Below are 25,895 nucleotides of genomic sequence, written 5' to 3'. Positions count from 1 at the left end.
TCAGAACCTTTTCTTCACGCCGATGTTGGCATAGCCGGAAATGCTGACCCCCGGTGTCAGATCGGTCGGCTGCTGGCGCGTATCCGCACGGCCCGCCGGATCGTCATCGGGGTTCGTCGGCCCGCAGGATGCCAGCGCCGCAACTGCGGCGATGATCAGGACCGCCCTCACAGGCCTAGCCCCAGCGACACCGCAAAAGGCCCCTGCCGCAGGCCCAGGTTGGTGCCCGCATGGACACCGCTGCTGGACAGGGTCACGGTTGAATTGACCTGCGGCTGCACCGGCTCGCCATCCGCCCCGCAGGCGACCAGCGCCCCCGCACTGAAAAGAGCCAACAAGATCCTCATGCCAGAATGTCCTTCCACCGTTCGACCTGCACCCGCACCTGCGCCGGTGCCGTCCCGCCATAAGACATACGCGAATTGACGGAATTTTCCACGCCCAAGACGTCGAACACAGCATTTGTGATGCCGTCGTGAACCGATTGCATCTGCGCCAGCGTCAGGTCGGGCAGGTCGCAGCCCGCCTTTTCGGCCATGCCCACCAGCGCGCCGGTGACGTGATGCGCATCGCGGAACGGCAGACCCAGCACCCGCACCAGCCAGTCGGCCAGATCGGTCGCGGTGGAAAAGCCACTGCCAGCGGCGGCGGCAAGGTTCGCGCGCTGCCCGGTCATGTCACGCACCATGCCCTCCATCGCGGCCAGCGCCAACATCAGGTTGTCGGCGGCGTCGAATACCTGTTCCTTGTCTTCCTGCATGTCCTTGGAATAGGCCAGCGGCAGCCCCTTCATCACCATCATCAGCGCGGTATTGGCCCCGAATATGCGCCCCACCTTGGCGCGGATCAGCTCGGCGGCATCGGGGTTCTTTTTCTGCGGCATAATGCTGGAGCCGGTGGAAAACCGATCCGACAGCGCCACGAAACGGAACTGGGCCGAGGACCAGATCACCAGTTCTTCGGCAAAGCGGCTGAGGTGCATCGCACAGATGCTGGCGCAGGACAGGAACTCCAGCGCGAAATCCCGGTCGCTGACCGCATCCAGCGAATTTGCGGAGGGGCGGTCAAAGCCCAGCGCCTGCGCCGTCATCTCGCGGTCGATGGGAAAGGACGTGCCGGCCAGCGCCGCCGCGCCCAGCGGGCTTTCGTTCATCCGCTTGCGCGCGTCCCGCACCCGGCTCAGGTCGCGGCCAAACATCTCCACATAGGCCATCATGTGATGGCCCCAGGTCACCGGCTGGGCGGTCTGCAAATGGGTGAAACCGGGCATCACCCAATCCGCGCCCGCCTCGGCCTGCCCCAGCAGCGCCTGGATCAGCGCCACCAGACCTGCGTCAAAGGCATCGAACTGGTCGCGGGTCCAGAGCTTGAAGTCGGTGGCGACCTGGTCGTTGCGGCTGCGCCCGGTGTGCAACCGGCCTGCGGGCTCACCGATCACCTCTTTCAGACGCGCCTCCACATTCATGTGGATGTCCTCAAGGGCGGCGGAAAATTCGAATGTGCCGCCTTCGATCTCTGACAAGATCGTGAGCAAGCCTTCCCGGATCGCCTCCGCATCGCTATCAGTGATGATACCCGTGGCCGCCAGCATGGCGGCATGGGCACGCGACCCCGCAATGTCCTGTGCGGCCATCCGCTTGTCAAACGAGATCGAGGCATTAATTGCCTCCATGATCGCGTCCGGCCCGGCGGCAAACCGGCCGCCCCACATCTTGTTGGAAGTCGTGTCAGTCATGTCAAACCCTCGGAGGGACAGATGAGAAAATTCGTGTTCGGCCTCGTGTATACGGCCCTGTTGGCAGGTGCAAACCCCGCATGGGCCGGGACGGTGGACATTCTGGGTCTGCGCGCGGGGGACATGAAAAAGCTGGTGGTGCATGACGTGCCTGCCGCCACCTCGGACGCGGCCTTTGATCTGGCCGATGGTGCGGGCAAGGGAACGCTGGCCGATTACCGGGGCAAATATGTGCTGGTGAATTTCTGGGCGACCTGGTGCGCGCCCTGCCGCAAGGAAATGCCGCAGCTCGACGCGCTGCAAAAGGAATTCGGCGGCGATGATTTCGAAGTGCTGACCATCGCATCGGGGCGCAATTCCCCCGAAGGCATCAAGAAGTTCTTTGCCGAGGCCGGGGTCACCAGCCTGCCGCGCCACCAGGACCCGAAACAGGCGCTGGCCAGCCAGATGGGCATCTTCGGCCTGCCGATCACCGTATTGGTGAACCCCGAAGGCCGCGAGATCGCCCGGCTGCGCGGGGATGCGGATTGGTCCAGCGACAGCGCAAAATCCATCATCAAGGCGCTGATCGCAGAGCGCAGCGGCAGCTAGGGCGCCGGAGTTTTCAAAAACTCCGGACCGAATTCTTCAAAGAATTCGCCCCCTCACGCCGCGTGGTTCAGGATCGCCGCTTCGGAGGCCGACAGGTTGCGCCGCGAGAAACTGCCATAGGTATGCGGATCGTATTCCAGCTCCGGATGGGTCGCCAGCAACCGCTTGCGGTCGCCCTCGTCCAGCGTGGACAGCGCGGCAGAAGCGGGATGAAAGCTCTCGGTCTCGACGCTGTTGGCCCAGAGCACCTGGTGGGCATCGAACAGCACGTGGATATAGGTGACTTCGCGCAGTTTCAGATCGACGGTGATGGTGTCGCCGTTGATCAGGTCCTTCGCGGCGACCAGCACTTCGGGTGTGTTGAAAAGCTCCTGCGCGGTGGGCCCCTTGATCAGCAGCCGGTGCTGCGGTGACACGATCAGGTCCGCGTCGGGCTCGCCTGCATTCAGCACACCGGCGGCAATCCGCACCGGGCGCAGTTTCGGCATCGCGAACAGCCGCGCGCCGGTCATCCGCCTGCTGCCGACCCAGCGGATCGGCTGGGCGCCGTCATCCTTGGTCTGCACCAGGTCGCCCTCGCGCAGATCCTCGATCAGGCGCTGGCCCTGCGGCGTGCGGATGCGGGTGCCGGGGGTGAAACAGATCACGCCGCCGTCATTGGCCGACGCGGCGTTGCCGGCGGATGCGCCAAGCGTATGATGCACGATCCACAGATCGCAATTGCGCGGCGGCATGTCGTCAAGGAACATCAGCAGGGGCTGGCTGCCACGGCCCAGCTCGATCAGCGTCACGGTATAGCTGCGCCCGCCATCGGTCACGACAAAGCTGTTGTCCATCAGCGGACCGGCATCCGCCCCCGACGCGCGCGGACCACGGACCGCGCCGCCGGTTTCCTCCAGCGCCGCGCCGACCAGTCGCCGCACCATCCTGGCGGCGCGTTTGCGTAGATTTTCCGCCTCGTCTGCCTGATCCAGCCGCAACACGTCATTCGGGCCATCGACCCGGATCGCGTCCCCCCGCCATGCCCATGCCGCCCCCACAGAGAGAGATTGCACCGGCGCGGCATCAAGGCCGTCTATTTCTGTTTGCGACCAGCTGATGACAAACGTGCCCTTAAAGCCCGTTTTCATTGCTCGTTCTGCCTGCCTCAGTTTTTTATTATCTCATAGGTAGCAAAGACCGCCTGACCTGCAAAGCCATAATCATGTCATTTTTCAGGGTGTTGCAAAATGACCTTAAACCGGTGTTCGCCACGGCAGGGCGATCCGGTCCTGCGGGGTCCGGGGTCTGATGCGCCGCCTGCGGGGCCTGTTGCCGCAATCGGCCGCTCTTCACCGCAAAAATCATTGTAAAACGTCAGCGATTTGTTAACGTATCACCAGCCACCATCGTTCAGGAGTTGTCATGTCCCAGCCGCCGAAAGCCCTGCCGGGGCGTCGCATCGTCTCTTCCCGCCATCTGGCCGAGGGCGAGGGCTGGGAAGCCTCGGAACTGGAATACGGGATGATCATCGCCTTCAACGCCTTCACCCGCTGGATGTCGCGCTGCATGGCTGCGGCAGGCAATGCCGATCTGACACCGCTGGAAATCCTGGTGCTGCACAACACCAACCACCGCAGCCGCGAAAAACGGCTGACCGACATCTGTTTCCTGCTGAACATCGAGGACACCCATACCGTCAACTACGCGCTGAAAAAGCTGCTCAAGTCGGACCTGCTGGTGGCCGAGAAACGCGGCAAGGAGGTGTTCTATCGCACCTCCGGGGCGGGCGCGGCGCTGTGCGAGGCCTACCGGGCCATCCGCGAGACCTGCTTTCTCGACGGGCTCAACCGGATGGATCTGGGCGGCGACGAACTGCGTCAGGTTGCCGCCAGCCTGCGCACCATGTCAGGGCAGTACGATCAGGCCAGCCGGGCGGCTGCCTCGCTCTGATCCACCTGGGTCAGATCAGCGCGGCCATGGCACGGGCGGTATCGTTCATCCGGTTGGAGAATCCCCATTCGTTGTCGTACCAGCTGACCACACGCACCAGACCGCCGTCGGTCACGCTGGTCTGCGCGGCGGCAAAGCAGGAGGAATGCGGGTCATGGTTGAAATCGACCGAGACCAGCGGATCAACCTCATAGGACAGAACACCCTTCAGCGGGCCATTTGCGGCCTTTTCCAGCGCTGCGTTGACCTCGGCCACCGTGGCCTTGCGGCCCGGCAGGAAACACAGGTCCACCATCGAGACATTGGCCACCGGCACCCGGACGGCAGAGCCTTCCAGCCTGCCTTTCAGACCCGGCAGGACTTCTGAAATCGCCGCCGCCGCCCCGGTCGAGGTCGGCACCATGGACAGCGCCGCCGCGCGCCCGCGATACAGGTCCTTGTGCGGCGCGTCATGGGTTGGCTGGTCGCCGGTATAGGCGTGGATCGTGGTCATATAGCCGGTCTCGATGCCAAAGCTCTGCTCCAGCACCATGGCCACGGGGGCCAGGCAATTGGTGGTGCAGGACGCGTTGGAAACGATCACGTCTTCCGCTGTCAGATCGCCGTGGTTCACGCCGTAAACCACCGTGCGGTCCACCCCCTTGCCGGGGGCAGAGATCAGCACCCGCTTCGATCCGTTTTCAAGATGCTTGGCCGCGCCTTCGCGACTGGTGAAAATGCCGGTGCATTCATAGACGATATCCACATCGCCCCAGGGCAGCCTGGCCGGGTCGCGTTCTGCCGTCAGGCGGATGCTATGCGCGCCCACGGTCAGGGTGTCACCTGTCAGCACCGCCTGTTCGGTCAGGCGACCATGCACGGAATCGTATTTCAGCAGGTGCAGCAGGGTCGCCGCCGGGGCCAGGTCATTGACCGCCACCACCTCGATGCCGTCGGCACCGTTTTCCAGCAGCGCGCGCAGCACATTGCGCCCGATCCGTCCAAATCCGTTGATTGCGATTTTCGTGGTCATGATGCGTCTCTCCCCTTCCGGATCGGTCCATTCCGCGCGACACTGCGCATCCTGCCTCTCCGCAGGACATCTCTTCGGTTTCTCGTTAGCGCTAACAAGAGGAAATTACAACCTCCAATACCGCCAGCGCCGCAGCCGCCCCGGATTTGTGGAACGTCGCAGGGTTTTGACCCGGTGTGGCAAGGCCGCCGCCCCATTGGTGCGGGGCCTGCGCCCAAAAGCACCCCCGCCCGGTGCCAAGCCGGGCATCAACCGCGATCTGCGCAATACCAACCTGCAGGGCAAGTTGCATTTTCACGCTGCACAGCGCGCTCAGGTGTCTTATAGAAACTGCCATGAACAACACGCATGACCCCATTCTGATCGCGGTGGACGCAGGCGGCACCGGGTGCCGGGCGGCGGTCGGCACCGCTGCGCGCGGCATTCTGGCCGATGCACGCGGCGGGCCCGCCAATGTCGAAAACAGCTTTGACGGGGCGATTGCCAACATCACCGCCGCCGTGCGCGATGCGCTGGCCAGCGCGGGGCTTGCCGACACACCGCTTGACCGGATCACCGGCCATGTCGGGGCCGCCGGGGCCAATAGCCGCGAGATGATGGCAAAGGTTGCCGCCGCCCTGCCCTATGGCCGCACCATGGTATCGGGCGACAAGGAAACCACGGTTGCGGGTGCCTTGGGCGCATATGACGGCTATGTGCTGGGCATCGGCACCGGCACCTTCATCTCGCGCCAGCGCAGCGGAGAAGTCAGCACCGTATCGGGCTGGGGCTTCCAGATCTCTGATCAGGCGTCGGGGGCCTGGCTGGGTCACCGCCTGCTGGAACGCACCTTGCTGGCCCATGACGGGATCGAACCGCACAGCGGGTTGACCCGCCGGATACTGGACCGGATGGGCGGGCTGCATGAGATGCGCAGATTTTGCCTGACCGCCACACCGACGGATTACGCAACCCTCGCGCCAGAGGTGCTGAGCGCGGCGCAGGATCAGGATGCCGCCGCGCTTGAAATCATCGCGCGGGCGGTGGCGTTTCTGGAAAAGGGGCTGGCGGCGCTTGAGTTCACGCCCGGCGACAGGCTGTGCCTGACCGGGGGTGTGGGGCCGCATTACCGGGGCTATCTGTCGGCAAAGACTGTCGGCAACCTCGTCGCCCCGCAGGGCAATGCCATGCAGGGGGCCTTTGCGCTGGCCCGTCAGGCCGCACAGCAAAAAGCCTAGCGCTTGCCGCTGCGGCCGCGCTTTGCCTTCATATCTGGCGATGGATCTTGGGGACCGTTGAAATGGCGGCGCCGCCGGATCGGATGGTATGAGACAGGGAAGACCCTGCACGTTGAACGGTTCAAAGTGACCCGTTGGTGGCGGGCCTCTGTTTCTCCGAATGCGCCCGGTGTGTCAGGCCGGGTGCCATTGTCGCGACAGGGGGCGTTCTAGGGGATGCGGGTTAACCCCTCCCTGCGCCTGCGTCCGTTGCGCCCGAATGTGCGGCATGCCTGCGCCGCACCGCTGCGGGCCGCCCCGGCAGGTTCAGCCGCGCGTCATTGCGGCTTTGCCGAGAGATCACCTTGCCCTTGGCCACCACGGCCAGCCGGTCTGGCCGCAGGCGCAGTGCCTCGATCGGGTTGCCCGCATCCAGCACCACCAGCGAGGCCAGCGCGCCCACCCGCAGCCCGTAATCCGCCAGCCCCAGGATCTGTGCGTTCCCCTCTGTCACCATGTCGAAACAACGCCGCATTTCTTCGGGGCTGCTCATCTGCGCGACGTGTTGCCCCATGAAAGCCACGTCGAGCATGTCACCGGTGCCCATCGAATACCACGGATCCATCACGCAGTCCTGCCCCCAGCCGACGGTGATGCCATGCGCCTGCATCTCCTTCACCCGCGTCAACCCGCGCCGTTTGGGAAAGGTGTCATGGCGGCCCTGAAGCATGATGTTGATCAACGGGTTCGGGATCGCGGCGACCTCGGCTTCGGCGATCAGGGGCAGGAGCTTGGAGACATAGTAATTGTCCATCGAGTGCATCGAGGTCAGATGCGACCCCGCCACCCGCCCCTGAAGGCCCAGACGTTGGGTCTCAAACGCCAGTGTCTCGATATGGCGAGACTGCGGGTCGTCGGTCTCGTCGCAATGCATGTCCACCATCAGGCCGCGTTCGGCGGCGATCTCGCAAAGGGCCGTGACCGACCGCGCCCCATCCGCCATGGTGCGTTCGAAATGTGGAATGCCGCCGACCACATCCACGCCCATGTCCAGCGCGCGCAGCGTGTTGTCATAGGCGGTGGGGTCGCGGAACAGACCGTCCTGCGGGAAGGCCACCAGTTGCAGGTCGATATAGGGGCTGACGGCGCGGCGGACCTCCAGCAGCGCCTCGACCCCTAGCAGCCGGTCGTCGCAGGTGTCCACATGGCTGCGGATCGCCAGCAGGCCGAGCGAGGCGGCCCAGTCGCAATATGCCAGCGCGCGGTCATAGACCTGCGCCTGCGTCATCACCTGTTTGAGTTCGCCCCAGAGGCCGATCCCTTCGAGCAGCGTGCCGGAGGCGTTGATGCGCGGGGTGCCGTAGCTAAGCGTGGCGTCCATGTGGAAATGCGGATCGACAAAGGGCGGGCTGACAAGGTCGCCGGTGGCGTCGATGACCTCGCCCGCTTGCGTGTCGAGCTTGCCGATGGCGGTGATCCGGTCGCCCGCGATGCCGATGTCGGTGACGCGGCCATCAGGCAATGTGCCGCCCTTGATGATGATGTCGAACACTGTCTCACTCCTTCGCCTTTTGTTCCATTCGGCTGGACGGCTCCCGGCGGCCACCCATTTGCACGAGGTCCCGGGTCTTCGCCCGGGACGACGGCCTCATTCATGACGACCGGCGCAGCCGGTCAGCGCCTGCCTGCCCCCCGGCAGGCGCTTTGAACTCTCCGCCGGATGCAACGTTCCGGTTCTCCTCCAAACCTTCGCCAAGCCAACCCGTCTCGCCCCGCGCCTACCCAGGCAGGCGCTGACCGGCTGCGCACCCCTGTTTCGTCATCAACGCTCCCCCTTGTTGAACGGCACCATCAGCGCCGCAGGCACCTGCGCTCGGCGTGACATCACCACCAGCGCGAGGATCGACAGCACATAGGGCGCCATCAGGAAATACTGATAGGGTATCCCCGCCCCCAGCGGGGTCTGCTGCAACCTGATCTGCAAGGCGTCGAAAGCGGCGAAGAGGATCGCGCCCAGCAGGGTCTTGCCCGGCTTCCACGAGCCAAAGACCACCAGCGCGATGCAGATCCAGCCGCGCCCGTTGACCATCTCGAAGAAAAACGAATTGAAGGCACTCATGGTCAGAAACGCCCCGCCCACCGCCATCAGCCCGCTGCCCACCATCACCGCGCCGATGCGGATGGCCGACACGCTTAGCCCCTGTGCCTCGACCGCCGCCGGGTTCTCCCCCGCCGCGCGCAGGGCAAGGCCCAGCGGCGTGCGATAGAGCACGACCGAGACAACAACCACCAGCACAAAGGCCAGATAGGTCAGCGGCGTCTGCGAAAACAGTGCAGGCCCTACCAGCGGCAGGTCTGACAGCAGCGGAATCTCGTAAGGCTGGAAGGCGGCGATCTTGGGCGGCGATGTGACCTCCGGCAATGCCAGACGGTAGCAGTAATAGGTCAGCGAAGTCGCCAGCAGCGTGATGCCCAGGCCGACCACATGCTGCGACAGCCCGAAAGGCACGCAGAGCACCCCGTGCAGCAGCCCGAATGCCATGCCCGCCAGCATCGCCACGCAGACCCCAAACCAGAGGCCCCCGCCCAGGTAGACGGTCAGCCAGCCCGCAAAGGCACCAACCACCATGATCCCCTCGATGCCGAGGTTCAGCACGCCTGCGCGTTCGCAGATCAGCTCGCCCAGCGCGGCAAAGATCAGCGGCGAGGCGATGCGGATCGCGGCGGTCCAGAAACTGGCGGAGATGAGGATATCGAGAATGTCCATCAGCCGCGCCGCACCCTGAATTTGGTCAGCATGATCGCCAGCACCATCAGGAGCAGCGCCACCGCCAGCATGATGTCGGCCAGATAGGTCGGCACCCCCGCCGCACGGCTCATGCTGTCTGCACCGACAAAGATGCCCGCCACGAACAGCGCCGCCACCACCACACCCAGCGGATTGAGCAGCGCCAGCATCGCCACGATGATGCCGGTATAGCCAAAGCCGGGCGAGATATCCAAAGTGAGGTTGCCCTTCAGCCCCGCGACCTCGGAAAAGCCTGCAAGCGCGGCGAGGCCCCCCGACAGCAGCGCGGTCTTGATCAGCGTGGCATTGACCGGGATGCCCGCGAACCGCGCCGCCCCCGCGTTCAGCCCCACCGCGCGCATTTCATAGCCCAGCGTGGTGCGGCGCTGGATCACCCAGACGACCGCCGCCGAAATCAGCGCAAGGCCGAAGCCCCAATGCAGGCGCAGCCCGTCAATGATGCGCGGCAGCCGTGCCTCCTCGATCAGCCGGGCGGATTTGGGCCAGCCCAGCCCCATCGGGTCTTTCAACGGCCCCTCCAGCAGCATCGACACCCAGAGCAGCACAATGAAGTTCAGCAGCAGCGTCGTCACCACCTCGTCCACGCCAAAGCGGGTCTTGAGGAAGGTCGGCACCAGCAGCACCAATGCGCCCGCCAGCATCGCCGCCACGGCCATCACCGGCAGCAGCGCGGCAGCAGGCCAGGCCAGCGCGCCGGTGCCCAGCACCACGGTGACCACCGCCCCCATGTAAAGCTGCGCCTCGGCCCCGATGTTCCACAGCTTCGCCCTGAAGGCGACGGCAACCGCCAGCCCGGTAAAGATCAGCGGCGTTGCGCGGTTCAGCGTCTCAAGCGTGGCGAACTTCGATCCGAAGGCCCCCTTGAGGATCAGCCCCAGCACCGAGAACGGCTGCGCGCCCGCGATCATCGCCAGCAGCGAGGCGATCACCACGGTGCCGGCCAATGCCAGCGCAGGCAGGCCAAGGCGGCGGGTCAGCGCCGGGTTTGCGATGGGTTCAAGCCGCATGGTCAAACCCCTCGCCCGCCATCCAGACACCCAGTTCCGCCACGCTCAGCGCGCCCCGGTCGAAGGCAGGCGACAGCCGCCCTTCGGAGATCACATGGATCACATCCGACAGGGCTGTGACCTCGTCCAGATCCTCGGAGATCAGCAGCACCGCCGCCCCCCTGTCCCGCGCCGCCAGCAGTTGTTCATGCACATAGGTCAGCGCCCCGATGTCGAGGCCGCGCACCGGCTGGTTCGCCAGCACCACGTCAGGGGTGGTTTCCAGCACGCGGCCCAGAATCAGCTTTTGCATGTTGCCGCCCGACAGCAGTCGGATGCGGGTTTCGGGGCCGGGGCAGCGCACGTCATAGCCGGTGATGACCTTTTGGGCAAAATCGCGGGCGGCGCGCCAGTTCATCCAGCCCCGGCGCGAGAACGGCGCTGTGGCGTAAAGCTCAAGCACCGCGTTTTCGGTCAGGTCGAAATCCGCAATGGTGCCGGTTTTATGCCGGTCCTCGGGGATGCGGGCGATCCGGGCGGCAAGGGCGGCACGCGGGCTCCACCCCGTGACCGGCGCGTCCGAGAGGCGCAATGCGCCAGATGCAGGCGCGATCAGCCCGCCGATCAGGTCGGCCAGCGCCGCCTGCCCGTTGCCCGAGACCCCGGCCAGCCCGGTGATCTGACCCGCGCGCAGGTCCAGATCGACCGCCTTGAGCCCCGGCGCGCTGCCCCGGTCAGGCGTGGTGACGCCGCGCAGCGCTACGCGGACGGCGCCGGGGGTGGCCTGCCTGACCTTCGGCGTGGCGACCTCGGCCCCGACCATCATCTGCGCCAGTTGCGCGGCGCTGGTGTCGGCGGTCTGCGCTTCGGCCACCAGCCTGCCATGGCGCAGCACCACCACGCGCGAGGAAATCGCCGTGACCTCGTGCAGCTTGTGGCTGATAAAGATCACCGACAGCCCCCGCGCCACGGCCCGGCGCATGGTGGCGAACAGGTCCTCGGTTTCCTGCGGGGTCAGCACGGCGGTGGGTTCGTCCAGAATGAGGATTCGCGCCTCGCGGTAAAGCGCCTTGAGGATCTCGACCCGCTGGCGTTCGCCGACGCTGAGCGCGCCGACCTCGGCCTCCATGTCCACCCGCAGGCCGTAGTCCTGCATCAGGGTTTCGATCCGGCGGCGGGCCGCAGCACGGCCAAAGCCCGGCCGCCAGAGCGATGCCGTGCCCAGCACGATGTTTTCCAGCACGCTCATGTTGTCGGCCAGCGTGAAATGCTGATGCACCATGCCGACCCCGGCCTCCAGCGCCGCGCGCGGGTTGCCGGGGGGCAGCGGCTGGCCAAAGACCTCGACGCTGCCCGCATCCGGTGTGTAATGGCCGAAAAGGATGTTCATCAGCGTGGTCTTGCCCGCGCCGTTTTCGCCCAGCAGGGCAATCACCTCGCCCTGCCGCAGTTCGAAACTGATCGCATCATTCGCGGTCAGCGCGCCGAAACGCTTGGTGATGCGGTCAAGGCGCAGGACAATGGGGGCTGTGTTCAATGTCATTCAGATGCGGTCAACGGTTCTTGGCAGGTGGAAAGGGCAGCGCCGTCCCGAGGGGGGCGCAAAGCGCCGCCCCATGGGGGCGGGACGGCGCTGCCCGGCCTGCGGCCGGGCGAAACCATCTGCAATGCCTGCACTCAACTGGACTTCGGCTCTTCGTCGTTGATCTCGACGGTGAACTCACCCGCCTTGATCGCCTTGCTGCGTTCCGCGACCAGATCCAGCGCTTCCTGCGGCACCTTGCCCTCGAAACTGCCCAAGGGGGCCAGCGACGCGCCGCCTTCCTTCATGAAGGAATAGACGCCATAATCCGCCGCCTTGAACTCGCCCGCCTTCACCGCGGCAATCGCCGCATCCAGCGTCGGCTCAAAATGCCAGATCGCCGAGGCTACGACGGTATCGGGGTATTCCGCCTGCGTGTCGATCACATTGCCGATGGCCAGCACGCCCTTTTCCTGCGCCGCGTCCGAGACGCCGAACCGTTCAGCATAAAGCACATCCGCCCCGTTCTCGATCATCGCAAATGCGGTTTCCTTGGCCTTGGGCGGATCGAACCACGACCCGATGAAGCTGACCTGAAAGGCGATGTCGGGCTTCATCTCGGCGGCGCCGGCCATGAAGGCATGCATCAGGCGGTTCACCTCCGGGATCGGGAAGCCGCCGACCATGCCGATGTTGCCGCTTTGCGTCATCGCGCCTGCGATGATGCCGGACAGATAGGCGGCGTCCTGAATGTAATTGTCGAAGACGGCAAAGTTCGGCAGGCCCGCGTCTTCCTTGAAGCTGGACCCCATCAGGAAGGCCACATCGGGGTAATCGGCGGCGACCTCGCGCGCTTCCTGCTCCGCGCCAAAGACCTCACCGATGATCAGGGTGTTCCCGCTTTCGGCATATTCGCGCATGACGCGGGCGTAATCGGTGTTGGAGACGTTTTCGGTAAAGACATATTCGATGTCACCGCGGGCCTGTGCCGCTTCGGCGGCCTTGTGGATGCGGCTGACCCATTGCTGTTCGACAGGCACGGTATAGATACCCGCGACCTTGATCGGGTCGGCGGCAAGGGCTGTGCGCGGTGCCAGGGCGAAAGCGCCCGCCATGGCAGCGGCGGAGCCGAGCAGGTGGCGGCGCGTGAAGCGACGTGTGGTCATGATAATCCCCCATTGTTATGCAGTGTGGCAGATCGTTTGCCAGTGGCCCGGATGAGTCAAGACAAGGCTGTCGATTTAGGCAATACTTCTGCCACCGGCCGGGCTGTGCGCCCAGCCAAAGGGCGATCCATCGCCAATGGGGAGAGACCGCATGAGCCATGTCCTACGTCGCAGCCTGACCGCAGATCAGCCCGTCATTGTACGCGGCGAGGGGTCGTACCTGATCGACAGCAAGGGCACCCGATACCTTGATGCCTGCGGCGGGGCGGCGGTGTCCAGCCTGGGCCATGACAATGCGGCGGTGCGGGCGGCGGTAACGCGGCAGATGGAAACCCTCAGCTACGCGCATACCGGGCTTTTCACCAATGAACCGGCAGAGGCGCTGGCCGATTACCTGATCGCCCATGCCCCCGAGGGCACCGGCGAGGGCCGCGTGATGTACCTCGGCTCCGGCTCCGAGGCGATGGAGGCGGCGCTGAAGCTGGCGCGGCAGTACCACCTTGAGAATGGCCAGCCCGAGCGCACCCACCTGATCGCCCGCGCGCCCAGCTATCACGGCAATACGCTGGGGGCGCTGGCGGTGGGCGGCCACGCGGGCCGCCGCGCGCCGTTCCAGCCGATGCTGATCGACGTGGATCATATCGAGGCCGCCTATCCCTACCGCCTGCAAGAGCAGGACGAGACCGAGGCCGATTTCGCGCTGCGGATGGCGAACCAGCTTGAGGACAGCATTCAGGCGCTTGGCCCTGAGACCGTCGCCGCCTTTATCGCGGAACCTGTGGTGGGGGCCTCGCTGGGCTCGCAACCGGCCCCGGCGGGCTATTTCAAACGCATCCGCGAGATCTGCGACACCCACGGGGTGCTGTACATCGCGGATGAGGTCATGTGCGGCATGGGCCGCACCGGCAGCCTGTTTGCGCTGGAGCAGGAAGGCATTGCCGCCGACATCACCACAATGGCCAAGGGGCTGGGCGCGGGCTATATGCCGATCGCTGCTGTCATGGCCTCGGAAAAGGTGGTGGGGGCGATCCTGTCGGGCAGTGGCAAGCTGTGGAACGGGCATACCTATATGTCCCACGCGGTGGCCTGCGCCGGGGCGCTGGCGGTGATGCAGGAGATCGACGACAGGGACCTGCTGGCGCGGGTGCGGTCCCTTGGATCAAGGCTGGAGACCGGGTTGCGCGACCGGCTGGGCCAGCACGCCCATGTCGGCGACATTCGCGGGCGCGGCCTGTTCTGGACCGCAGAGGTGGTGGCCGACCGCGACAGCAAGGCCCCCTTCGACGTGACACAGAACATTGCCGGGCGGCTGTTGCAGGCCGCGATGGACCGGGGCGTGATCACCTATCCGTCACAGGGCTGCGCGGGCGGGGTGCATGGCGACCATGTGCTGCTGGCCCCCTGTTTCACCGCGACCGAAGCGGAGATCGACCGGATCGTCGATGTGCTGGCCGAGAGCATCGAGGCTGCAACCGGCTGAGCAGCGGCCCGGTCATCAGGTCATAGGGTGTGGCCACCGGGCTTGCCGAGGTTTGCCAGCCCCTGTGCCAGCATGTCCCGCACCCGCGCAATCCGGGGGACATGGCGCAGGGCGTCCGGGACCACAAGCCAGACAGGTAATGCCGGAAGGGTCACGAATTCCGCGATGTGTTCAACACGGGGGTCCGCGTCGCCGACGGTGCGCTGGAACCCGCCCACACCGCCGCCAGCACAGACAAGGGACCAGTTGACCAATTGGTCCTCGCAGCGCAGCGGGAAGAAGTCGCGGGTGACATGAAGCCCGTTCTGAGCCATCAGGCGCAGGATCAGCTCGGATCTGTCAAAGCCAACAAAATCCATTTTCATCAGCGCCTCGGGCGTGTCGGGGCGGCCGACACGGGCGACATAGCTCTTCGCGGCGTACAGCCCCAGCGGCAGTTCCGCGATCTTTTGCGCGATCAGGTTGCCGCGTTCGGGCCGGAACATCCGCAGGGCGATATCGGCCTCGCGGTGCATCAGGTTTTCCGGCATGTCGGAGGCCACAAGGTCGATCTGGATGCCCGGCTCTTCCGCGCGCAGGCGGGCCAGGATCGGCGGCAGATGCCAATAGGCCACGACCCGTGACGCGGTGATGCGCACCCGCCCCTCCAGCCGGGCGCTTTTGCCTGCGGCAGTGAGCGCCACATGGGAGGCCGCGTCTTCCATCTTGCACACATGATCAAAAAGCTGATGGCCCAGGGCGGTCAGGCCCTGCCCGCCGGGCCTGCGGTCAAAGAGCGGCTGTTCCAAGGCGGTTTCCAGCGCGCGCACATGTCGCCCCAGTGTCGGCTGGCTGATGCCGCAGGCGCGCGATGCCGCCGACAGCGATCCCGCCTTTGCCACCTGCAGAAAGCTTTGCAGCAGCGACCAGTCCAATGCCCGCATATCCATTCATTTATGAATACCCAAACTTCAATTTCTGGCAATCCCTATTCGTATGGATTTGAGCAACAAGGGGGGGCAACAGAAAACCAAAGGAGTTCCCATGTCCCGAACTGTTCTTATTCTTGGTGCCTCGGGTTTTGCAGGCCAGGCTTTTGACCGGGCCTTTTCAGCCGATGGCTGGCGCGTCCGCCGTTTCCAGCGCGGCACCGATCCTGCTCAGGCGGCGCGCGGTGCCGATCTGATTGTCAATGCCATGAACCCGCCGGATTACCACGACTGGGCGCGGCAGATCCCAAAGATCACCGAGCTTGCCATGAGCGCCGCCCGCGCAAGTGGCGCGCGGGTTCTGATCCCCGGCAATGTCTATGTCTATGGCAACCAACCCGGTCCCTGGTCGGCCGATACACCGCACCGACCCTGCAGCCGGAAAGGGCAAATTCGCGTCGAGATGGAAGCCGCCTGGCGCAGCTCTGGCCTGCCGGTGACAATCCTGCGCGGAGGAGACTTCATTGATGACCAGCGGTGCGGTCAGGCGATCGGGCTGGTGGTGCTGAAAAAGCTGCACAAGGGCCGGATCACGGCAATGGGCGCGCCCGGGGTCGAGCGGGCCCATGTCTATCTGCCCGATTTCGCCCGCGCGGCTGTTGCCTTGTCGAAACTGGACGATCTGCCGGTTTTTGCCGATGTCGCCCTGCCCGGCCACAGCTTCAGCATTGACGATCTGGCCGGTGAGATCACACGCCAGAGCGGTCGCGGGATGAAGATCGGCCAGTTCCCCTGGTGGGCGCTGCGGCTGAGCGCGCCGGTCTGGGAACTGGGGCGTGAACTGCTTGAACAGCGCTACCTGTTCGATCATCCGCACCGTCTGTGCGGCGAGAGTTTCGCTGAGCTGTGTCCGGCGTACCGGCATACGCCGTTCGAGGATGTGGTTGGAAGGCTCATACAGCTTCACGATGCGGGTTAGGTGCCCCGAAGCCAAAGTACATTCCGCTTGCCATTCGTCCCCGGATCGCTTGCGATCCGGTTCGCGCCCGACCCCGCCCCCGTCAAACCGCAGGTTTGCCTTCGGCAAAACGGCGGGCGCGAATTATTCCAACGTTTCCACCTGTTGCAACCTCTCGCCATACCCGGATCGCGCGCCAAGCCTCACCACGCCCCCCCTCGGGGTCGGGCGCGAACCTCTGTCGCGCCTGTACAAGACCGCAAACTTCGATTCCGGGAAGCCGGGCGGGGCGGCTTGACCAACCTACTCCAGCGCCGCCTTCGCCCCCTGCCGCGTCAGCGTCACATCGAAACCGCCCGCGCTGAGCGTGATGCGTTGCAATGCGGCGCTGGCGTAGGTCAGTTGCATCCCCAGTGTCCGGAACCGGAAGGGCGACAGATGCCCCGGCCCCTGCACCACGCGGTAGGACATCTTGCAGGTCACCTCGCTGCCGCTGTCGCTGCGCGCGGCGGTGGCGATGCGCACCACCCGGCGGCCATCGTGGACAACCATCGGTTTCGGGCAATCGCGGCCCAGCGCCAGTGCGGCGAAGGCCTCGGTCAGGGAGATCACACCCTTTGGCACCTGCGCCACATCGCTGAGGTCCGTTGCCTCATCCGCCGGGGTGACGGTCACTTCCGTCACCTGCCCTGCAGCCCGCGTCACCGCAATGTCGCGCTGCTTGCTGCCCCGGCTGCGGCTTTCGTAGCCCACCGCCGTGCCGCGCGCCTTGGTCACTGCCTCGAAGCTGCCATCGGCCACGCCCAGCGGGGTGTTGTCCATGACCGCCAGCAGACGGCCCGCGCGCGGCCCGCCGTCAAAGGTCAGCGTGCCGATCTGGCGCGCGCCAAGGGCCATGGCAAAGCTCAGCTTTTCCGAGAGCGCAGGCCCGGCCAGCAGGCCCAGCACGCAGGCAGTCACGATCGCGGCACATCTCATGCGGGTCTTTCCGTTGTCAGGGGCGTCGGGTTTTGCATAAGGCAACAATGCGCCCATGGCGAGGGGGCAGGCCCCGCGCCGCAGCATTCCGCTTGCCCAGGGCGGGGCTTGCAGAATATCCTCCGCGCGACAAAGGCGACCCAGGATGTGAGGGCTGTACGCGTGCCACGGATTAGTTTGAAATGCCTGACTGTTACCGGGCTGGCCCTGGTAACCCTTGTCGCGGGCTGCGGCGGGTCCGCGCCGCCGCCACCGCCTGCAAATGCTGTCGAATGCCTGGCCCGCGCGATGTATTTCGAATCGAACCGCTCCAGCCGGGATGGCATGATCGCGGTGGGCAGTGTGGTGATGAACCGGGTCGAGTCCGACGCCTTTCCCGACACGATCTGCGCTGTGGTGGGCCAGCCGAACCAGTTCGCCCCCGGCGTCATGACCAGCCCGATGGACAGCAAGGGGGCCGCGCTTGCCCGCGAAACCGCCATCGCGGTCTACACCGGCGAGAGACACCCCCGGACCGCTGCGGCCAAATTCTTTCACGCGGCGTGGTATCAGGCGAATTTCAACAACATCCACTATGTCGTGACGACCGGCGGCAATGCCTTTTACGAAAAACGGCGGCCAGAGCATGTGTCGACCCCGTCACCGCTACCCCCGACAGAGGGTATTACCTCGGGCTAAGGCATTTCGGGTTTGCCTTGAAGGACCCCTTGTCGCCCGGCGCGTTGATCCCCTTGTTTTCAGGCCGCGTTTGGGGGGTCAGGCTTAACGCGGGCCGCCGTAGCGGGAAGCGCTTTGACCGGCATGATCGCAGGTGGCCCAACTGGCCGCGCGGCGGCCTATGGCCCTGATCCCGCGCAGGGGAAAGCGGCAAGGGCTCCTACCTCGCATCACCCGCAATCAGGGCCGCAACCCGTTCAGGTGTCATGGGCAGGGAGGCGACCGGCTTTCCCGTGGCATTGGCAATCGCGCAGGCCAGCGTTGCGGCGACATTCAGGATCGGCACCTCGCCCGCCCCCTTGGTGCCCAGCGGCCCGAGGGAGGGCGCGCCTTCGTAGAGGTCGAAGTCGACGGGCAGGACATCACCCGCCAGCGGCACATGATAGGTGTCAAAGCCGGTCTGCTCGATGGCACCGTCTGCGCCGATCGTGACCTCTTCGGTCAGGGCATAGCCGATGCCCTGCACCACGCCGCCCTGAATCTGGCCGTGGATGGCACGCCGGTTCAGGGCGCGGCCCACGTCCTGCACCACGCGGTAGGACAGGATTTCGCAACGACCAGAAGTTTCATCAACCGCCACCTCGCAGTCGTGGACCGCAAAGACCGGGATGTCGATGGCGTCAATGAAATGGCCGGTGGCGCAGCCGGGCATGGCTGTTGTCCCCGCTGCGGTAAAGGCACCGCTGCCGGCGATCGGGCCGGTTGTCAGCTCTGCCTCGGCAATCACGGCCTTCAGGGCCATGCCGCTGCCGGGTTTGCCTGCGATCTCGACCCGCCCGTTGGTCAGCACCAGGGCCGTGGCACTGGTTTGCAACAATCTGGCCGCCACGGTCAGCAGTTTTTCCCGCACCTCGGCGCAGGCCGCCTCGCTGGCCGCGCCGATGGAGACGGTTGTGCGCCCGCCGCCGACACCCAGGTCGCGCCCGGCGGCATCGGTGTCGGCGGTTTTCACGATCACCGCATCGGGATGAATGCCAAGGTTTGCCGCGACAATCTGCGGCAGGGATTGCATCATCGTACCCGATCCGATTTCGACCCCGGCGGTGACCAGCGTGGCACTGCCGTCCGCGTTCAGGTTCACCGTTGCCGCAGAGGGGCCGACAAAGATGAACCAGGTTCCCACCGTTGTCGCGCGCCCGTAAAGACGCCCATCGGGCAGCCTGCCGCTGCGCCGTTCAACCGGGTATTTGTCAATCATGCGGTCCAGCATGGGGCGCAGCACATCGCCCTGAAAGGTCTGGCCGGTGGCCCCGATGTCGCCATCGCCGATCACGTTGCGGCGTCTGAACGCAAAGGGGTCCATCCCGATCGCGGCGCAGATTTCGTCCGTATGCCGTTCCAGCGCGAAAGTGTTGTAGACCCCGTTGCAGGCGCGGAAGGCCCCGTTTGGCGGGGTGTTGGTATAGACCGCCCGTGTCAGGATTTTCGCAGCCCCCAGCCGGTAGTTGCCCGCCAGCGTATGCGCGGTCATCGTGGTCAGGAACACCTGTTCGCCACCATATGCGCCGCAGTCCATCAGCACGGTTGCCTCGCGGGCGACAATGGCCCCTTCGGCGTCAATGGCGGAGCGGATGCGGATTTCGGCGTTCTCCCGGCACAGGCATGTCATCATTTCCTCGCGGCGGGAATTGACCAGCGACACGCTGCGCCCGGACTTGCGCGCAAGGATCGCGGCATAGGGTTCGAGGGAGCAATCGAACTTCAGCCCGAAGCCGCCGCCGACCGCAGGCACTGTCACCCGCACGGCGAATTCCGGCACCTGCAACACCGTGGCGACGACATGTTTGACCGTCCATGGGGCCTGGGTGGAGGTCTGGATGTGGAAACGGCCATCCTCATATGAGGCGATCACCGCGCGCGGTTCAAACGGCACATGGTTCTGCCGCCCGACGTCATAGCTGCCTTCGACAATGGTGACATCCTTGCGGGCGAAAGCCGCATCGGTATCGCCACGGTCAACCCGCGCTTCCCATGCGACATTGCCGCCGCGTGCCGCGCCGGGGTGCAGCACATCGTAATTCTCCCAACCGGGATGGACGAGCGGCGCATCGGGGGCCAAAGCCGCTTGCAGGGTCAGCACCGGCGGCAGGGTTTCATAGTCGACGATCACGGCCCTGGCGGCGCGGCGGGCAAGGGCCAGGGTCTCTGCCGCGATCACGGCGACGGGTTCACCGTGATAGCGCACGATATCGCTGGCAAAGATCGGATGATCCGCGATGCCGATGCCGTGCAGGCCGGGTGCGTCGAGGTGGGTGGCGACGGCGTGGACCCCCTCCATCGCCAAAGCCGGGGTAACATCCAGCCGAGTGATGCGGGCCGAGGCCACGGTTGCGCGCAGCAAGACCGCGTGCAGAACCTCCGGCCCTGCCTGATCGACGGTGTATCTGGTCCGGCCCCGCAGCTTGTCGCGCGCATCGCGGCGTGGCAGGTCCATGACGGCAAGGGATGGGTCATGCGCGTTTTTCATGGCTGAGCCTCCGTCAGCGGTTTCGGGGCGAGGGACAGGGACATGACCGCGTCGATGATCCGCTCATAGCCGGTGCAGCGGCAGATGTTCCCTGTCAGTGCGGATTTGACGTCCTCGCGGGTTGGCTGCGGGTTGTCCTGCAGGAAATGGGTCAGCGTCATCACCATGCCGGGAAAGCACATGCCGCATTGCACGACGTCAAAGTCAATAGAGGCCTGTTGCACGGGGTTGAGCTGTTCTTCGGTGCCGACCCCTTCGATGGAACGCACATCCGCGCCTTCCAATGTGCCGACCGGCACGAGGCAGGCAGTTGTGGGCATCCCGTCGATCTGCACCATGCAGGCACCGCAGAACCCTTCGCCGCAGACGTCCTTGGCACCGGTCAGCCTGTAGGTCTCGCGCAGCACCTCAAGCAGGGAGGATCGCGGGTCGCCGGCATATGTGCGGGCGCGTCCGTTGAGGGTGAAGCTGACTGTCATTGCGGGTCTCGCTGTGCTGTGGGTCGGGTCAGATCGGCAAAGGCGCGTTCGACCAGCTGCGGCAGCAGGCGCGCGCGATACCAGCCCGCCGCGTCGACACCGTCGCGCGGGTGCAGGGCCTTTAGATGTGCCTGCGCTGCGTCCCGCGCCGCGACAGGATCGAGGCGGCGGCCAAGCAGCGCGTTTTCCAGCGCGTCCCAGCGGCGTGGTGCAGGCTCTACCGCGCTGAGGGCGATCCGCAGCGTCTGGCAGGTGCCGTCAGTGCGGCAATGGGCAAGGACGCTGACCACCGCAACCGGATATTCGCCCGCCTGCCGCAGCAGGGCGCGGGCATGTGCGGTCGCCCCCCGGGGCGGGGGCAGGTGAATATGGGTGAGGATTTCAGAAGCGGGGCGCGTTGCCCGTCCGTCAAGGAAATCAGCGACGGACACGCGTCTTTCACCCGTGGGCGCATGAAGGTTGACCGTGGCCCCAAGCGCCATCAGCGCGGGGACAAGGTCAGGGGCCATGAAAGCATCGGAACACAGGTTGCCGCCGATGGTCGCGCGGCGGCGGATCGCGGGGTTAGCCGAGATCGCGCAGGCCCTGTGCAGACCGGCATAAGCGGGGTCATCATCCAGCGCAGAGGCAAGGTCGGCGTGGGTCACCATTGCGCCGATCCTCAGCCCGTCATCCGCGCGTTCGATGCTGCGAAGTGCGGCGATTTTTGCAAGTGAAACGAACGTCTTGTCGGTATCTTCGCCGCGCAGCCCGGCCCGCATGACCCATGTGCCGCCCGCCACGGCGATGGCCGGACGCGCAGCGGAGGCGGACAGCACCGAAAGCGCCGCTTCAATGGTTTCGGGCTGGTGGAAAACGACATCTGTTTGCGCCATGCGGGCTTGTTCCTGTCTTTGGTCCCCTGTGCGGGGGATCAGGCGGCCCGGCAGGCGGGCCGCCCCGGTATCACGACCAGTGCGAGACCGAGCGCTTCTCGAAGCTTTCGCGGAACTGCGCGGTGGACTTGGGCATCAGCTCGCCCGTGCCCCAATCCAGGATCACGGCGTATTTGCGAACCGCGTCCATCTCGTTGATCTTGCCCTTGCGGTACATCTGCGAGACCTCTTCAGGGTCCATCCGCGCCCAGCCGACCCGGTTGGCGCGGATATGCGCGCGGGCCTTTTCGGTGGCGGCGGTGTCGATTTCATAGTCGAGCATATCGGCGTCGTTGACCTTGACCACGACCCCATAGTCGAGTTCCGCACGTTTGACGGAGACATATTCGTCGATCACATCGTTCAGCACATGTTCGGGGTCACGCTCCATCGGGTCACCATAGCCGCCGCCGCCTGCGGTGGGGCGGGTGAACTTGTCGCCGCTCTTGATCTTGTAGTTGGAAAACACCGAACCCAGCCATTCTTCCTCGCCGGTGTCGGCATGTTCGACCATCAGACCATGGGGCATCGACGGCAGGCCGCCTTCGACCCCCCAGACCACCGCGCGTTCGCGGTCGCAGATATAGGACATGACGGTGTTTTCGGCCTCCAGCAGGGTCGAGGCCTTGATCACCCCTGCCCCGCCGCGCCATTTGCCGGGTCCGGGACTGTCCTGCATGATCTGGAATTCATCCGCTCGGGTCGGATTGACCCGTTCGTTCCCTTCCGAAGGCTGCGACATCAGGCCGGTGCCGAAACAGGCGGTGGTCACGTCGCTGCCATCCTTGCCGTTGCGCCCGCCCCAGCCGCCGGGGAGCCATTCGTAGAACATGTAGATCGGCTTGTCCGGTTTGCGCAGGTCGTTGCCGCCGGCCAGCAGGTATTCCAGGTTGAAGGCACAGGCGATGGCGCGTTCCGGCATGATCTGGGACCACATTTCGAAGATCGCGTTCATGATCTTTTCGAACGGCATCAGAAAGCCGGTCACGGCCACCGGCCACTGGGCGCTGACAACGCTGTTTTCGGGGGCTTTGACCTCGACCATGCGGTAGAATCCGCTGTTAAGCGGCAGATCTGGGAAGAAGGTTTTCATGCCCGCCACCACCGCTGAAAACGTCGCGCCGGGGGCCGAGTTGTAGATCGAGGCGATGGTGGCGTGGCTGCCTTCGAAATCATAGGTGATCTCTTCGCCCTTGATCGTCATCTTGATGTGGATCGGGATCATCCCCTCGCCCGCACCGGGATCGCGGTCGATGTAATCCACCGCCTCCCAGGTGCCGTCCGGCAGATCGCGGATGCGCTGGCGCACGGCGCGTTCGACGTAATCCTGAACCGCGTCCATGCCCTGGGTGACCTGATCGCGGCCGTATTTGCCCACCAGCCGCTGCAATTCGCGTTCGGCCACCTGCGTGGCCTGTGCCTGTGAATGGATGTCACCGATGATGGAGGCCGGGTCGCGGGTGTTGGCGGCGATCATATTGGCCACGTCAGAGCAGAACCTGCCCTTGTGGAACAGCCGGATCGGGGTGATCCGCACCGCTTCGCCGAACATCTCGTGGGCGGTGACGTTGAACGAGCCGGGAACGGAGCCGCCCAGATCGGACCAGTGGCCGTTCGACTGGGAAAAGCCGATCAGCTCTTCCTCGTCAAAGATCGGGCGGATCAGGCGCACGTCGCTGAAGTGGGTGCCGCCCGCGTAAGGGTCGTTGATCGCGTAGACATCGCCGGGGTACATGTCGTCCTTGAAGACGCGGATCACCTCTTTGCAGGTATAGTGCAGCGTGCCGACGTGGACCGCGATATCGGAATTGCCCTGTGCCACGCAGTTGCCATCGGCATCGTGCAGCCCGTTGGAGAAATCGCGGTTGTAGATCACGAAGGAATAGCAGGTCCGCAGCATCTGCTCGGCCATCTGGTCGACCGAGGTGATAAAGGAGTTCTTGAGCACCTCAAAGGTGACCGGGTCCAGTTCCTGTTTTGTCATCGTGTTCATGGCTCAGTCCTTCACGCGGATCAGAATGTTCATATACTGGTCGATCTTCGCCGTGGCGCCGGGCGGGACCACCACGGTTGAATCGACCTGTTCGACGATGGCCGGGCCGCTGAATTCGGCACCCGCCTTCATGGTGGCGCGGTCAAAGACATCGGTGCGGCGGCTTTTCCCATTGAACCAGACATCGCGCTGGCTGGCGGGTTCCGGCGCGTGCGGCGTCACTTCGAAGGAGGGCAGTTCGGCCTTTTGCACAACGCCCGTGGCCTTGACCCCGACCCGGAAGATGCTGACCGGCGCATCCTCGCGGCGGAAGTTGTATTCGCGTTCGTGTTCGTCGTGGAAACCGCGCACGAGGTCTTCGGTGCTGGTGATCGTCGCGGGGGCGGAGACGGCAAGCGAGCGCCACTGGCCCTGATACATCATCTCGACCGTGCGTTGCAGGACGGTGTTTTCCGGCGACACGTCCTCATGGCGCAGCCGGTCCACGGCTTCCTTTTCGATCCGCGCAAAGGCGGCTTCGAGGTCTTCCGGCGAGGTCTGGGAGGCATCGGCCATGAAACTGTCGGAAAAGTCGTGCTGGATATCGACCAGCAGGCAGCCCATCGCAGAGGTCACGCCGGGGTTCGGCGGCACGATCACCACCGGGATGGAAAGCTCTTTGGCCACGGCGGCCCCGTGCAGCGCACCTGCGCCGCCAAAGGCCACCAGCGCAAAGTCGCGGGGGTCGTGGCCGCGGCTGATCGAGAGCAGGCGCACGGCGTTGGCCATATTCGCATTGGCCACGTCGATCACCGCTTCGGCGGCCGCGTGCAGTTCCATCCCGAAGGGCTCGGCCACGGTGTCGCGGATCGCCTTTTCCGCGAGATCCGCGTCGAGGGTGATGTCACCCCCGGCAAGGCTGTGGCCCAACCGGCCCAGCACCACATTGGCATCGCTGTTGGTGGCGACCTCATTGCCGTTGGAATAGCAGGCCGGACCGGGGAACGCGCCCGCCGATTGTGGCCCGTTGCGCAGGGAGCCGCCTTCGTCCTTCCATGCCAGCGAGCCGCCGCCGGCACCGATGGTCAGCACTTCGATGGAGGGGAAGCGGATCGGGTAGCCGTATTCGATGTACCAATCCTTGGTCACCGTGGAGTTGCCCTGAAAGCAAAGCGACACATCGGTTGAGGTGCCGCCCATGTCAAAGCCGATGGAGTTTTCAAAGCCGCAGAGGTTGCCGATAAAGCGGCTGGCCAGCGCCCCCGCCGCGATGCCGGACCCGGCCAGACGCGCGGCAAAATCCTTGACACTGGCCGGGGTCATCACGCCGCCGCCGGTGTGCAGCAACAGCAGGTCACGGGTATAGCCGCCCTCGGCCAGTTTGTCGCCCAGCCGGGAGACGTAATCGACCACCACCGGAGAGACGACGGCATTCACCATGGTGGTGGAAAAACGCTCGTGTTCGAAGATTTCCGGCATGATCTGCGAGGAGATGGAAATATGCACATCCGGCATTTCCGCGCGCAGGATGTCGCGCATCCGCACTTCGTGGTCGCCGTTGACGTAAGAGTTGATAAAGCAGACCGCGATGGCCTTGACGTCGCGCTTCTTGAGGATCTTTGCCACGCGGCGCGCTTCGGCTTCGTCCAGTTCGGCAATGACCTTGCCTGCCGCGTCGATCCGTTCCTTGACGGTCAACCGGTCGCGGCGCGGGATATAGGGTTTGGCCACATCCTTGTAGGTGTCCCACAGATCCTCCTTGTTGGAGCGGCGGATCTCGACCACATCGCGGAAGCCTTCGGTGCAAACCATTGCGGCACGGGGCAGTTTGCGGGTGATCAGCGCATTGGTGGCGACCGTGGTGCCATGGGAAAACATCGTGACATCGGCCAGGTCGATCCCGGCATCCGAGATACCCGTCATGATGGCGCGCATCGGATCATCGGGGGTCGAGGGGGTCTTTTCGATCCGGATCTGGCCGGTGTCTTCGTCCATGATGCAGACATCGGTGAAGGTGCCCCCGACATCGACTGCAACTCTTGTTTTTGTCATCTCAGCTTTCCTGCTTCGGTT

The 25,895-nt window shown here is 64.9% G+C and carries 24 protein-coding genes; 6 read left to right on the top strand and 18 right to left on the bottom strand.

Translation table 11 applies throughout. The features are described from left to right. The 3 genes from A8B82_RS24115 to argH are packed head-to-tail and all read right to left on the bottom strand — an operon-like array spanning position 1 to position 1,735. Positions 1–171: a hypothetical protein gene (locus A8B82_RS24115; RefSeq protein WP_161489407.1), complete on the bottom strand. Its 171-nt coding sequence runs from the start codon at positions 169–171 to the stop codon at positions 1–3. After that, a complete protein-coding gene (locus tag A8B82_RS01655; protein ID WP_067287535.1) occupies positions 168–347 on the bottom strand; it encodes a hypothetical protein in 180 nt (59 codons plus the stop codon). Before A8B82_RS01655 ends, A8B82_RS24115 begins: the two co-directional genes overlap by 4 nt. After that, entirely contained in the window at positions 344–1,735 is a 1,392-nt protein-coding gene (gene argH / locus A8B82_RS01650; protein ID WP_067287533.1) for an argininosuccinate lyase, read from the bottom strand. The genes A8B82_RS01655 and argH overlap by 4 nt, the downstream gene beginning before the upstream one ends. A 21-nt stretch (positions 1,736–1,756) precedes the next feature. Between argH and A8B82_RS01645 the strand changes: the two genes are divergently transcribed. Further along, positions 1,757–2,326 carry a TlpA family protein disulfide reductase gene (locus A8B82_RS01645; protein WP_067287530.1) on the top strand — a complete coding sequence of 190 codons (570 nt, stop codon included), beginning with the start codon at positions 1,757–1,759 and terminating at the stop codon, positions 2,324–2,326. A gap of 53 nt (positions 2,327–2,379) precedes the next feature. On the opposite strand, the gene A8B82_RS01640 is transcribed toward A8B82_RS01645, so the two are convergent. After that, complete coding sequence (locus A8B82_RS01640) at positions 2,380–3,456, bottom strand: Hint domain-containing protein (protein WP_067287529.1); 1,077 nt, start codon at positions 3,454–3,456, stop codon at positions 2,380–2,382. A gap of 274 nt (positions 3,457–3,730) precedes the next feature. On the opposite strand from A8B82_RS01640, the gene A8B82_RS01635 reads away from it, so the two are divergent. Further along, entirely contained in the window at positions 3,731–4,258 is a 528-nt protein-coding gene (locus A8B82_RS01635; RefSeq protein WP_067287526.1) for a winged helix DNA-binding protein, read from the top strand. Between the two features lie 10 nt (positions 4,259–4,268). Here A8B82_RS01635 and gap read toward each other — a convergent pair whose 3' ends face one another. Together gap and A8B82_RS01625 are read right to left on the bottom strand one after the other, a co-directional pair. Further along, complete coding sequence (gap, locus tag A8B82_RS01630; protein WP_067287523.1) at positions 4,269–5,270, bottom strand: type I glyceraldehyde-3-phosphate dehydrogenase; 1,002 nt, start codon at positions 5,268–5,270, stop codon at positions 4,269–4,271. A gap of 91 nt (positions 5,271–5,361) precedes the next feature. After that, entirely contained in the window at positions 5,362–5,562 is a 201-nt protein-coding gene (locus A8B82_RS01625; protein WP_067287521.1) for a hypothetical protein, read from the bottom strand. Positions 5,563–5,605: 43 nt separating this feature from the next. Here A8B82_RS01625 and A8B82_RS01620 point away from each other — a divergent pair, with 43 nt between their 5' ends. Continuing rightward, a complete protein-coding gene (locus A8B82_RS01620; RefSeq protein ID WP_067287519.1) occupies positions 5,606–6,487 on the top strand; it encodes a BadF/BadG/BcrA/BcrD ATPase family protein in 882 nt (293 codons plus the stop codon). A 223-nt stretch (positions 6,488–6,710) separates the two neighbouring features. On the opposite strand, the gene A8B82_RS01615 is transcribed toward A8B82_RS01620, so the two are convergent. The 5 genes from A8B82_RS01615 to A8B82_RS01595 form a co-directional block, all read right to left on the bottom strand. Further along, entirely contained in the window at positions 6,711–8,018 is a 1,308-nt protein-coding gene (locus tag A8B82_RS01615; RefSeq protein ID WP_067287516.1) for an amidohydrolase family protein, read from the bottom strand. A gap of 270 nt (positions 8,019–8,288) precedes the next feature. After that, entirely contained in the window at positions 8,289–9,233 is a 945-nt protein-coding gene (locus A8B82_RS01610) for an ABC transporter permease (protein ID WP_067287513.1), read from the bottom strand. Beyond that, entirely contained in the window at positions 9,233–10,282 is a 1,050-nt protein-coding gene (locus A8B82_RS01605; protein ID WP_067287510.1) for an ABC transporter permease, read from the bottom strand. Before A8B82_RS01605 ends, A8B82_RS01610 begins: the two co-directional genes overlap by 1 nt. Beyond that, positions 10,272–11,804: an ABC transporter ATP-binding protein gene (locus tag A8B82_RS01600; RefSeq protein ID WP_067287507.1), complete on the bottom strand. Its 1,533-nt coding sequence runs from the start codon at positions 11,802–11,804 to the stop codon at positions 10,272–10,274. The genes A8B82_RS01605 and A8B82_RS01600 overlap by 11 nt, the downstream gene beginning before the upstream one ends. A gap of 134 nt (positions 11,805–11,938) precedes the next feature. Further along, positions 11,939–12,949 (bottom strand): BMP family protein, encoded by a 1,011-nt coding sequence (locus tag A8B82_RS01595; protein ID WP_067287505.1) that lies wholly within the window; start codon positions 12,947–12,949, stop codon positions 11,939–11,941. A 151-nt stretch (positions 12,950–13,100) separates the two neighbouring features. On the opposite strand from A8B82_RS01595, the gene A8B82_RS01590 reads away from it, so the two are divergent. Continuing rightward, positions 13,101–14,429 carry an aspartate aminotransferase family protein gene (locus A8B82_RS01590; RefSeq protein WP_067287503.1) on the top strand — a complete coding sequence of 443 codons (1,329 nt, stop codon included), beginning with the start codon at positions 13,101–13,103 and terminating at the stop codon, positions 14,427–14,429. Between the two features lie 20 nt (positions 14,430–14,449). On the opposite strand, the gene A8B82_RS01585 is transcribed toward A8B82_RS01590, so the two are convergent. Beyond that, positions 14,450–15,352, bottom strand: coding sequence for a LysR family transcriptional regulator (locus A8B82_RS01585; RefSeq protein WP_138069640.1), 903 nt, complete (start codon positions 15,350–15,352; stop codon positions 14,450–14,452). Positions 15,353–15,452: 100 nt separating this feature from the next. On the opposite strand from A8B82_RS01585, the gene A8B82_RS01580 reads away from it, so the two are divergent. Continuing rightward, positions 15,453–16,316 (top strand): epimerase, encoded by an 864-nt coding sequence (locus tag A8B82_RS01580; protein WP_067287498.1) that lies wholly within the window; start codon positions 15,453–15,455, stop codon positions 16,314–16,316. Positions 16,317–16,598: 282 nt separating this feature from the next. Here A8B82_RS01580 and A8B82_RS24440 read toward each other — a convergent pair whose 3' ends face one another. Next, the gene (locus tag A8B82_RS24440) at positions 16,599–17,273 is read right to left on the bottom strand and encodes a hypothetical protein (RefSeq protein ID WP_235604593.1); all 675 of its coding nucleotides are present in this window, start codon (positions 17,271–17,273) and stop codon (positions 16,599–16,601) included. A 162-nt stretch (positions 17,274–17,435) separates the two neighbouring features. Here A8B82_RS24440 and A8B82_RS24435 point away from each other — a divergent pair, with 162 nt between their 5' ends. Further along, the gene (locus A8B82_RS24435) at positions 17,436–17,951 is read left to right on the top strand and encodes a cell wall hydrolase (RefSeq protein ID WP_235604592.1); all 516 of its coding nucleotides are present in this window, start codon (positions 17,436–17,438) and stop codon (positions 17,949–17,951) included. A gap of 199 nt (positions 17,952–18,150) precedes the next feature. On the opposite strand, the gene A8B82_RS01565 is transcribed toward A8B82_RS24435, so the two are convergent. From A8B82_RS01565 to A8B82_RS01545, 5 genes are all read right to left on the bottom strand, one after another. After that, positions 18,151–20,457, bottom strand: a complete 2,307-nt coding sequence (locus A8B82_RS01565) for a xanthine dehydrogenase family protein molybdopterin-binding subunit (RefSeq protein ID WP_067287493.1) — start codon at positions 20,455–20,457, stop codon at positions 18,151–18,153. Further along, on the bottom strand, positions 20,454–20,936 hold the full coding sequence (locus A8B82_RS01560; protein WP_067287491.1) for a (2Fe-2S)-binding protein: 483 nt from the start codon (positions 20,934–20,936) through the stop codon (positions 20,454–20,456). The genes A8B82_RS01565 and A8B82_RS01560 overlap by 4 nt, the downstream gene beginning before the upstream one ends. Next, the gene (locus A8B82_RS01555; protein WP_067287489.1) at positions 20,933–21,811 is read right to left on the bottom strand and encodes an FAD binding domain-containing protein; all 879 of its coding nucleotides are present in this window, start codon (positions 21,809–21,811) and stop codon (positions 20,933–20,935) included. The genes A8B82_RS01560 and A8B82_RS01555 overlap by 4 nt, the downstream gene beginning before the upstream one ends. Before the next feature lie 70 nt (positions 21,812–21,881). After that, the gene (locus tag A8B82_RS01550) at positions 21,882–23,843 is read right to left on the bottom strand and encodes a hydantoinase B/oxoprolinase family protein (RefSeq protein ID WP_067287486.1); all 1,962 of its coding nucleotides are present in this window, start codon (positions 23,841–23,843) and stop codon (positions 21,882–21,884) included. Between the two features lie 3 nt (positions 23,844–23,846). Beyond that, entirely contained in the window at positions 23,847–25,874 is a 2,028-nt protein-coding gene (locus A8B82_RS01545; protein ID WP_067287484.1) for a hydantoinase/oxoprolinase family protein, read from the bottom strand. Positions 25,875–25,895: the final 21 nt, after the last annotated feature.

The organism is Sulfitobacter sp. EhC04 (genome assembly GCF_001650875.1).
Lineage (GTDB): Bacteria > Pseudomonadota > Alphaproteobacteria > Rhodobacterales > Rhodobacteraceae > Sulfitobacter.
This window is presented reverse-complemented; position numbering and strand designations above follow the sequence as displayed.